The following is a 9,412-nucleotide window of genomic DNA, read 5'->3' as shown; positions in this document are numbered from 1 at the left end:
GGAAGGCGAAATCAGGACGACAAGCCGACGCAGATAATTATCAACGCTGCGGAGGTACCGCAGCACCGTTTGACGGGAAGGCCGAGTTCCAACTCGGCCACGGCGTTGCACGGAGGTTCGTCGGTCGAGCGGGAGCTCGACCTTCCCGGTTGGGGCGACAGGATTCAGCCCTGCTCAGCGCCGCAAATACGCACTGAAATCCACATCACTCGCCGACAAAATCGCCTGCACCCGGTTATGCACATTCAACTTGCGCAGAATCGCCGACACGTGCGCTTTCACCGTGGTTTCGGCGATGTCTAGGTGGTAGGCGATCTGTTTGTTGGACTCGCCCTTGGCCATGCGCTCGAGCACGAGCAGTTGCTTTCGGGTGAGGGCGTAGAGCAGTTCCGGGGAGATGGGGTATTCCTCGGGGTTGCGGCGGGTGATGGTGTGGTTGGCGCGGATGATGTCTGAGGGCAGGTAGACGTTGCCGTCGAGTATCTGCTCGATCGCTTCGGTCATTTGCGCGCGCGGCGAGGATTTGGTGATAAAGCCGACTGCGCCGTAGGTGATGGCCTGCAGCACTACCTGCTTGTCTTCCTCGGCGGAGACGATCACCACCGGAATCGACGGCGACTCGTTGCGCAGCGTGATCAGGCCATTGAGGCCGTGCATGCCGGGCATGTTCAGATCCAGCAGAATCAAATCCAGGTCGTCCTGTTCCCGGGCTATGGCCAGAGCACTGTCCAGGTCGCAGGTTTCCAGCAACTCGCTGCCGGGAAATCCGCTACTGATGACATTGCAGATGGCCTCGCGAAACAACGGATGATCATCAGCTATCAGTATCTTGTACATGGCTTGGGCAACCTGTTTTTGTTGTATTTGGTCATGCCGGGCAACGCTGGCCCGGTGGTATCAGTTGGTATTACACCCCCGGTGGGGCGTCTTGCAAATGATACATTCGCACAACGAACCGGTACTAAAGTAGTAAACCCGGCCCGGAGGGCCGCAAGCCGCAAGCCGCAAGCGAAAAGCGGCGCGGCCGCCTGGTGTGCAGCTTACCCCCGCACCGCCGCGCGCTGCGGGTTGAAGGTCAGCACCGCCGCCAGGCTGAACAGCAGCCACAAGCCCAGACACACCAGCAGTGCGGTCAGGTTGAACTGCTGATACAGCGCAAAGCGCACCAGCTCGACCGCGTGGGTGAACGGGTTGAGCGCACACAGCCAATACAGCCACTCACTCGACTCGCGCATCTTCCACAGCGGATACAGCGCCGACGACAGGAAAAACAGCGGGAAGATGACGAAGTTCATCACCCCAGCAAAGTTCTCCAGCTGACGAATCCCGTTGGACAACAGCAGTCCCAGCGAACTGAGCAGCAGCGCCGCCAGCAGCAGGGCGGGTGCGGCGGCCAGCAGGCCCCAGAGCGGCGGACGAATGTCGAAGCACCAGGCAATGGCTAGAAACGCGTACACCTGAATCAGCGACACCAGCGCGGTGGCCAGCAGCTTGCACAGCAGCAGGAAGGGCCGCGGCAGCGGGCTCATCAGCAGCACGCGCATGCTGCCCATCTCCCGGTCGTAGACCATCGACAGCGAGCCCTGCATGCCGTTGAACAGCAAAATCATGCAGCACAGCCCCGGCAGGATGTAGGTCTCGTAGGTGATGTAGGTGCTGTACGGCGGGATGATCGATACCCCGAGCGCGGCGCGAAACCCGGCGGCGAACACCAGCAGCCACAGCAGCGGGCGCACCAGCGCGCTGAGAAAGCGTGAGCGCTGCTGGAAGAAGCGCAGCCATTCGCGCTGCATCACGCCCTGCAGGCAGTTGAGGTACTGGGCGGCGGTCATAGGGCGGGTTCCTCGCTGGCGCGGCTGAGCCGCTCGAAAGCGTCACTCAGGCTCTCCTGAGTCGCGCCGTTGCTCAGCGCGTCGGCTTGGCCCTGGGCGACCACGCGGCCGCGGTTGAGCATCACCACCGGGTCGCTGGGCAGAATCTCGTCGAGCAGGTGAGTGGTCCAGATCACCGTCAGTTGCTGCTCATCGCACAGCGCGCGCACGTGCTGATTGAGCGCCCGGCGACTGGCCTGATCCAGCCCCACGCTGGCCTCATCCAGCAGCAATATGCGCGGCTGATGCAGCAGGGCGCGGGCAATCTCGACTCGCCGCCGGTGGCCACCGTTCAGTGCGCGCACCCGCTCGTGCTGGCGCTCGCCGAGCTGCTGGCGGGCCAGTTCGGCGTCGATGCGCTGCGCCGCCTCGCGCCGCGACAGGCCGTGCAAGGCGGCGTGGTAGGCCAGGTTCTGGCGCACGCTGAGGTCCAGATCCAGCGTGCTCTGCTGGAACACCACGCCGAGCTGGCGCAGCGCCGCGCGTGGGTGCTGGCGGATCGACAAACCGTCGAGCAGGATGTCGCCCTGCTGCAGGTCGTAGAGGCGGCTGAGCAGCGCCACCAGCGTGGATTTGCCCGCGCCGTTGGGGCCGAGCAGGGCGTTCAGGCAGCCCGGCTGACAGCTGAAATCCACCTGCCTGAGCGCCTGACGTTCGCCATAGGCAAAACTGACTCCCTGCACACAGATGCTCATCAGGGGGTAATCACCACACCCCAGGGGAAGCGGCCGACCTTGATCGACTTCACTACCTCCAGGTCGTGGACGTTGACCACGGATACGTCACCGCTGATGCCGTTGGTGGTCAGCAGCAGGCTTTCGTCGGCGTTGAACGCCATGTGCCAGACGCGGCGGCCCACCAGCAGATAGTCCAGCACCTCGAAGGTGTTGGCGTCGACCACCGCCACGTGGTTGGCCGGGCCAAGGGCGACGAAGGCGTACTTGCCGTCGCGGGTCAGGCGCACGCCAACCGGCTGGATACGATCCGGGTGAATGCCCTTGATCTCGAAGGTCAGCACCTTTTTCACTTCCCGCGAGTCCACGTCCAGCACGGTGACGGTGCCGCCGATCTCGGCCGAGGCCCACAGCGTCTTGCTGTCGTGGGTGAACTCGACGTGGCGCGGGCGCTGGTCAACCAGCGTGTTGTCGACCAGCTCGTTGGTGGTGGTGTCGATCCAGTGCAGCATGTTGGTGGTTTCGCTGGTGTTGACCGCCCACTTGCCATCCGGGCTGACCGCCATGCCTTCGGGCTCCACGCCCACGTCGATCTGTGCCAGCACCTCGGCGGTCGGCACGTCCACCACGGTCACCAGCGCATCGTCTTCGTTGGAGATATACAGGGTGCGGTCGTTCGGGTGCAGTGCGAACTGCTCTGGGTCGGCGCCGGATGGCAGTTCCTGAATGATGCGGCGGGTCGCCAGATCCATGATCTGCACCGTGTCGGAGTCGCTGGCGCAGATGAACAGCTTGCTGTTGTCGCTCGACAGCAGAATGCCACGCGGGCGCATGCCGACCTCCAGCGTGTCGGTCACCTCCAGCGTGTTCATGTCGATCACCGAGATGGTGTTGTCCTTCTCGTTCGATACGTAGGCAGTCTCGGCCAGAGCGTTGGTGCTCGCGGTGGTGATCAGCGCGGCCAGCAGGGCGTGGCGAAAGGGCAGGGTAGTCATGGGCAGCTCCATCAGCTCTTGTTCAGGTGTTCGGCGATGCGGCACTGGCTCTCGGGCTCGTCGTATCCGAGGGTGTCCAGGTCGGTGCCGGGGTGCAGGAAGCCGTCCTGCGGTGAGGTAGTAACCAGGGCACGCGGCTGTACCAGCGCAATTGGCTGGCGCAGCTGGCCGCTCCAGGTGCGGTAGCTAAGCTTGCGGCCCTTGAAGCCGTCCATCGGCAGGCGGTCGCTGACGCTGAGCGCGCCAATGGCGCTGGCATCGGTGCTATTGAGGGTGGTGACGGCCGCGCCAATCGAGCGCACGGCCAGCCAGGAAGCAAAGTCCAGACTGTTCATCCAGCGCCCGGCGTGTTCCTCAAAGCGCTTCTGTAATTGCGCCGCGCCGTAGGTTTCGATGGTTTTGTGCCAGCCGACCGGGGTCAGGCCCTGGGTGCCGGCCACCGGGCGCGGATACCAGGTGTTGTAGGGGATGTATTCGCCAAAGTCGCCGCGCTCGTCGGCCACCAGCACCACGTCGTACTCGTCGGTCTGGGTAAACAGCGGCACCTCGGCCTGGGCGGCGCGGCGCAGGTCGGTGTCAAAGCTCCACTCTTTCTCCGCGACGATGCGCATGCCGTAACGCTGGGCGGCGCGCTTGAGGGCATTGGCGTAGGCCTGATCCGCTTCGGTTGGGCCGCTGATCAGCAGCCAGCGCTTGAGTTTGCGGCTGAGCAGAAACTGGCCCAGCGCATCGGCCAGCATGGCGCGGCTGGGCAGGGTGTGCAGCACGTTGGGCAGGCACTGGCTGGTGCGCAGCTCATCGTTGTAGCTGCCGGCGTTGAACAGCAGGCTGTCGCCAAACTCGGCAGACAGGGCGCTCAGCGCGCTGGCCGGCAGATTGCTGATAAACAGTCGCACGCCGTCGGCATGCAGGGCGCGGGCGGCGTCAAGGGTCGCGTCCAGCTCGGGCTCGCTGGCGGTCAGCAGTTGATAGTCGTGCTTGAGGAAGCGGCCGGTGGTGTTGTTGTCGACGATGGCGAGTTCCGCTCCGCGCAGGCCAGCGTCGGTCGGCTCGGGGATCACGTTCGACAGGACCGGGCCGGGGTCGGGTGTCCAGGCCACGTAGCCGATGCGTACCGCCAGCGGCTCGGCATGGCTGCGTTCAGCGACCAGTGTGGCCGCGCACAGGGCGAGCATGAAGAATGCGGTTTGGGTGAGCAGCGGGCGCATCGGGGCCTCCTTTTTGTTGTGGCCCCAGCATATGAACCGCCCGCCGACGGGGAAATATGAAGAAAGTACCAATCGCCCGGTACCAAGGTACTATTTCGGCCCGCGACAGGGTCTTTAGCATGGCAGCAGCACAATAAAAAAGGACTGCCCCCATGTCGCACACCCGCACCCTGCTGCACGTCAGCCTCATGCTTGTCTGCCTGATTGGCACCGACCGTCTGTTCGCCGCCGGTGACCTGACCCGCCGCACCACGCCTTTGCCCGACCTGATTCTGGGCAACGAAGAAAGCGACTTCGCCCTGAGCCAGAGCGAATACGAGCTGGAAACCGGTAAGGCCTATCAACTGATGGTCATTTCCTCCGGGCAGAAGGAATACGCCTTCCAGGCGCCCGACTTCTTCAAGACCGTGCACCTGCGCAAGGTCGAGGCCGGGGATGTGGAAATCAAGCCCGCCGTGCTGCACGAGCTGGAATTCGAGGAAGCCGGTGAGGCCGAAATCTTCTTTACCCCGCTGATCCCCGGTCGCTACGCCTTCTATCTCAAGGGCTACGAGAGCAAGGGTATGCAGGGCACCTTCGTCGTCCGCTGAGGCCCCGATGAAAACCCTGCCGCTGGCGGCACGCCTGTACGCGGGAGTGCTGCTGGCCTTCGCCGCGATGTTGCTCAGCCTGCTGCTGGTGTTGCTGCAGCAGGCCGAGAAGGATCTGGTGCGCGAACTGCACGCCAGCCGCGCGCTGGCCTTGCAATTGTTCGACGGCCTGTCGCGCAGCGCCAGTTCACCCGACCCGCAGCAATTCGACGGCCTGCGTCACCTGCGCATCAGCCGTGTGGGTGAGGCTCTGGCCGCGACCACGGCCGAAGACGTGCCGCGCTGGCTGGTCAACTGGCTGCAACCGGCGGTGGATGAACGCTTCCCGCCGCTGACGCTGTCGTTCAACGACGGCTCCCAGTGGCACATCACCCCCGACCCGCACGACGAACTGGGCGAAATCTGGGAATCGGTGCAGCTTCTGCTGCTGGTGTTTGCCGCCGCGCTGGCGGTGTCGCTGCTGGCGATTCACTGGGCGCTTGGCCGTGGCCAGCGCGCCTATCAACAACTGCTCGGCGGCCTGCATGAGGTCGCGGCTGGGCGCTTCAATACGCGGCTGGCCGCCAGCCAGCAACCGGAACTGAACCAGCTGGCCGAGCGCTTCAACAGCATGGCCGGTGCCCTGCAGCAAGCCGAGCAGCGCAACCAGAACCTGACCGAGCGGCTGCTCAGCGTGCAGGAAGACGAGCGCACGCAGCTGGCTCACGCGCTGCACGACGATCTGGGCCAGTACCTCACCGGCATTCGCGCCCAGACCTTTATGTTGCAGCACAGCCGCAGCGCCTCGCCCGAACAGATTGAACAGCTCAGCCAGCAATTGATCGGCAGCTGCGACGGCCTGCAGCAGGGCTTTCGTGCCCTGGTGCGCGACCTGCACCCGGTGGTGCTGCAGCGCCTTGGACTGGAACAGGCGCTGGCTCAACTGAGCGAACAATGGCAGGTGCAGCACGGCATTGACTGCCGCCTGCTGCTGACCACCGATCTGCCCGAACTCACGGCCGACGCCCGCGCGCATCTGTACCGGCTGGTACAGGAAGCACTCAACAACGTCGCCCGCCACGCCCGCGCCACGCTGGTGCAGCTCTGGCTGGGCTGCGTGGGTGATCAACTGGTGGTGCGCATCGAAGACGACGGCTGCGGGCTGGCGCAGAACAGCGTCTGGGGTATCGGCATGCACTCGATGCACGAACGGGCTCGCTGTCTCGGCGCTGCGTTGCAGTTGCGCGGTGCAGAGCAGGGCGGGCTGATACTGGAACTGAGCATTCCCTGGAGGCAGGCAGCATGAACATCTTGCTGGTAGACGATCACGCGGTAGTGCGCCAGGGCTACACCAGCCTGCTGGCAATGATGCTTGGCCAGGCCGAGGTGCGCGGCGCGGAAAGCGGGGAGGAGGCCATCGCCGCCGCCCAGCAGCGCGTGCCCGATCTCGTAGTAATGGACATTGGCCTGCCCGGCATCAGCGGTATCGAAACCGCCCGGCGGCTGATTCAGCGCTGGCCGCTGCTGCGCATCCTGTTCTTCAGCATGCACGATGAACTGCCGCTGGTGCGTCAGGCGCTGGCGACCGGCGCGCTCGGTTATATCACCAAGAACGCCTCGCCCGAAGTGCTGCTCGAAGCGGTTGGCCGCTGCCTCAAGGGCCACCGCTACATCGAACAGGAGCTGGCCACCCAACTGGCCTGCGCCGGCAGCGATGAACGCCTCGACCCGCGCCTGCGCGACGTGACCCAGCGTGAGTTTGAAATCTTCGTGATGCTTGCCCGCGGCGTGCCGCCCCGGCAGATCGCCGAGAACCTGTGCATCAGCAGCAAGACCGTCTCCAACAACCTCACCGTGCTCAAACAGAAGCTCAACGTCAGCTCGCTGACCGAACTGGTGCATCTGGCGATTGATACCGGCGTGCTGCGGGTGCAGCGCGCCTGACCGCTGGTCGGCTGCAACACGGCTTAGCCGCCTGCCAGCTAGCCTGAGAGAACGTTGTTGGTCGGGCAATCTACTACTAAATAACGACGTCAACCCTGCCAACGGCGCATACCAGACACCCCGGAGCCGTTACTAAGATCGAACCATGACTTGACCCGTGCGGGGTCAGGCTTCGCTCAGAGGAAAACAACAATGATCTATGCACAACCCGGAGCCGAAGGCTCAGTCGTTTCCTTCAAGTCTCGCTATGGCAACTACATCAATGGCGAGTTTGTCGCACCGGTCAAAGGCCAGTACTTCACCAACCTGACGCCCGTCACCGGCAACGCTGTGTGTGAAATCCCGCGCTCTACCGCCGAAGACATCGACAAGGCGCTGGATGCCGCTCACGCTGCCAAGGATGCCTGGGGCAAGACCTCCGTGCAGGCGCGCAGCAACATCCTGCTGAAAATTGCCGACCGCATCGAGCAGAACCTCGAACTGCTGGCCGTCACCGAAACCTGGGACAACGGCAAAGCCGTACGTGAAACCCTGAACGCCGACATCCCGCTGGCCGCAGACCACTTCCGCTACTTCGCCGGCTGCCTGCGCTCGCAGGAAGGCACCGCTGCCGAGCTGGACGAGCACACCGCCGCGTACCACTTCCACGAGCCGCTGGGCGTCGTTGGTCAGATCATCCCGTGGAACTTCCCGCTGCTGATGGCCGCGTGGAAACTGGCCCCGGCGCTGGCTGCCGGTAACTGCATCGTGCTCAAGCCTGCAGAGCAGACCCCGCTGAGCATTCTGGTGCTGATGGAAGTCATCGGCGACCTGCTGCCGCCGGGCGTGCTGAACGTGGTCAACGGCTACGGCCGCGAAGCCGGTGAAGCGCTGGCCACCAGCACCCGCATCGCCAAGCTGGCGTTCACCGGTTCCACCCCGGTTGGCCGTCACATCCTCAAGTGCGCCGCGGAAAACATCATCCCGTCTACCGTCGAGCTGGGCGGCAAGTCGCCGAACATCTACTTCTCCGACATCATGCAGGCGGAAGAGTCGTTCATCAGCAAGGCCGTTGAAGGCATGGTGCTGGCGTTCTTCAACCAGGGCGAAGTGTGCACCTGCCCGTCCCGCGCGCTGATCCAGGAAGACATGTACGACGACTTCATCGGCATGGTGCTGGAGCGTACCCGTACCATCAAACGCGGCAACCCGCTGGATACCGACACCCAGGTCGGGGCGCAGGCGTCCGAGCAGCAGTTCGACAAGATCCTGTCCTACATGGAAATCGCCCGCGAAGAGGGTGCCGAGTTCCTGATCGGTGGCGGCGCAGAGCGTCTGAACGCCGAGTTCGGCAACGGCTACTACATCCAGCCGACCCTGCTCAAAGGCCACAACAAGATGCGCATCTTCCAGGAAGAAATCTTCGGCCCGGTGGTCAGCGTCACCACGTTCAAGACCGAAGCCGAAGCCCTGGCGATCGCTAACGACACCGAGTTCGGCCTGGGCGCCGGCCTCTGGACCCGCGACATCAACCGTGCCTACCGCATGGGTCGTGGCATCCAGGCCGGTCGCGTCTGGACCAACTGCTACCACATGTACCCGGCCCACGCCGCGTTCGGTGGTTACAAGAAGTCCGGTGTCGGTCGCGAGACCCACAAGATGATGCTCGACCACTACCAGCAGACCAAAAACCTGCTGATCAGCTACGACGTCAACCCGCTGGGCTTCTTCTAAGCCCAACCCAGGCAAACCCCGCGCAGGTTGCTCCACCTGCCGGGGCGCTAGGGGCTGGTGGTGAGTTGTCGGCCCTGAGTACTACCCCTGAGGGAACATGCCCCTCGTTCTGCAAGTCTGTTCGTGAAACTTTGGCGTGACTTCGGTCACGCCTTTTTTTGTCTGGGATTTGGTGGAGCGTTCTCTATAGCAGCGCTGCTGACCCGATCTCCGGTAGGGCCACGGCATGCCGTGGCCGTGGTGACGCTTGCACGAACGTGACCGGTTTCTGATCGTTCCCACGCGCTGCGTGGGAACGCCTGCCCGGACGCTCTGCGTTCTTCCCTGCAATTTCGGTGATCCCGGCGTAGGGACACAGCGTGCTGTGTCCGACCACTAGTCATCCCCGCAAACCACCACACAGTGCACCCGCGAATTACCACCACGTCATCCCCGCGA

Annotated in this window: 9 protein-coding genes; 4 read left to right on the top strand and 5 right to left on the bottom strand. The window is 63.8% G+C overall.

What is annotated here, in order from left to right; translation table 11 throughout:
- Nucleotides 1-174 precede the first annotated feature (174 nt).
- From B7O88_RS09170 to B7O88_RS09150, 5 genes are all read right to left on the bottom strand, one after another.
- Nucleotides 175-837, bottom strand: a complete 663-nt coding sequence (locus B7O88_RS09170) for a response regulator transcription factor (RefSeq protein ID WP_083724638.1) — start codon at nt 835-837, stop codon at nt 175-177.
- 203 nt (nt 838-1,040) lie between these two features.
- The gene (locus B7O88_RS09165) at nt 1,041-1,832 is read right to left on the bottom strand and encodes an ABC transporter permease (RefSeq protein ID WP_088275455.1); all 792 of its coding nucleotides are present in this window, start codon (nt 1,830-1,832) and stop codon (nt 1,041-1,043) included.
- The gene (locus B7O88_RS09160; protein WP_412779069.1) at nt 1,829-2,566 is read right to left on the bottom strand and encodes an ABC transporter ATP-binding protein; all 738 of its coding nucleotides are present in this window, start codon (nt 2,564-2,566) and stop codon (nt 1,829-1,831) included. Before B7O88_RS09160 ends, B7O88_RS09165 begins: the two co-directional genes overlap by 4 nt.
- Entirely contained in the window at nt 2,566-3,540 is a 975-nt protein-coding gene (locus tag B7O88_RS09155; protein WP_088275726.1) for a YVTN family beta-propeller repeat protein, read from the bottom strand. The genes B7O88_RS09160 and B7O88_RS09155 overlap by 1 nt, the downstream gene beginning before the upstream one ends.
- An 11-nt stretch (nt 3,541-3,551) precedes the next feature.
- Nucleotides 3,552-4,748 carry an ABC transporter substrate-binding protein gene (locus tag B7O88_RS09150; protein ID WP_088275450.1) on the bottom strand — a complete coding sequence of 399 codons (1,197 nt, stop codon included), beginning with the start codon at nt 4,746-4,748 and terminating at the stop codon, nt 3,552-3,554.
- A gap of 152 nt (nt 4,749-4,900) precedes the next feature.
- On the opposite strand from B7O88_RS09150, the gene B7O88_RS09145 reads away from it, so the two are divergent.
- The 4 genes from B7O88_RS09145 (at nt 4,901) to exaC (ending at nt 8,974) form a co-directional block, all read left to right on the top strand.
- On the top strand, nt 4,901-5,338 hold the full coding sequence (locus B7O88_RS09145) for a cupredoxin domain-containing protein (RefSeq protein ID WP_088275448.1): 438 nt from the start codon (nt 4,901-4,903) through the stop codon (nt 5,336-5,338).
- Between the two features lie 7 nt (nt 5,339-5,345).
- Nucleotides 5,346-6,623 carry a HAMP domain-containing sensor histidine kinase gene (locus tag B7O88_RS09140; RefSeq protein WP_088275446.1) on the top strand — a complete coding sequence of 426 codons (1,278 nt, stop codon included), beginning with the start codon at nt 5,346-5,348 and terminating at the stop codon, nt 6,621-6,623.
- Complete coding sequence (locus tag B7O88_RS09135) at nt 6,620-7,261, top strand: response regulator (protein WP_088275444.1); 642 nt, start codon at nt 6,620-6,622, stop codon at nt 7,259-7,261. Before B7O88_RS09140 ends, B7O88_RS09135 begins: the two co-directional genes overlap by 4 nt.
- A gap of 192 nt (nt 7,262-7,453) precedes the next feature.
- Entirely contained in the window at nt 7,454-8,974 is a 1,521-nt protein-coding gene (gene exaC, locus B7O88_RS09130) for an acetaldehyde dehydrogenase ExaC (RefSeq protein ID WP_088275442.1), read from the top strand.
- The last annotated feature ends 438 nt before the right edge of the window (nt 8,975-9,412 follow it).

It is taken from the genome of Halopseudomonas aestusnigri (assembly GCF_002197985.1).
In the GTDB taxonomy this organism is placed as follows: Bacteria; Pseudomonadota; Gammaproteobacteria; order Pseudomonadales; family Pseudomonadaceae; genus Halopseudomonas; species Halopseudomonas aestusnigri.
The sequence above is the reverse complement of the archived record's forward strand: the minus strand, read 5'-3'. Positions and strand labels throughout refer to the sequence as shown.

Coding starts and splice junctions, on each gene's coding strand:
- B7O88_RS09170 (WP_083724638.1), bottom strand. CDS start 837: ATGTACAAGATACTGATAGCTGATGATCATCCGTTGTTTCGCGAGGCC.
- B7O88_RS09165 (WP_088275455.1), bottom strand. CDS start 1,832: ATGACCGCCGCCCAGTACCTCAACTGCCTGCAGGGCGTGATGCAGCGC.
- B7O88_RS09160 (WP_412779069.1), bottom strand. CDS start 2,566: ATGAGCATCTGTGTGCAGGGAGTCAGTTTTGCCTATGGCGAACGTCAG.
- B7O88_RS09155 (WP_088275726.1), bottom strand. CDS start 3,540: ATGACTACCCTGCCCTTTCGCCACGCCCTGCTGGCCGCGCTGATCACC.
- B7O88_RS09150 (WP_088275450.1), bottom strand. CDS start 4,748: ATGCGCCCGCTGCTCACCCAAACCGCATTCTTCATGCTCGCCCTGTGC.
- B7O88_RS09145 (WP_088275448.1), top strand. CDS start 4,901: ATGTCGCACACCCGCACCCTGCTGCACGTCAGCCTCATGCTTGTCTGC.
- B7O88_RS09140 (WP_088275446.1), top strand. CDS start 5,346: ATGAAAACCCTGCCGCTGGCGGCACGCCTGTACGCGGGAGTGCTGCTG.
- B7O88_RS09135 (WP_088275444.1), top strand. CDS start 6,620: ATGAACATCTTGCTGGTAGACGATCACGCGGTAGTGCGCCAGGGCTAC.
- exaC (WP_088275442.1), top strand. CDS start 7,454: ATGATCTATGCACAACCCGGAGCCGAAGGCTCAGTCGTTTCCTTCAAG.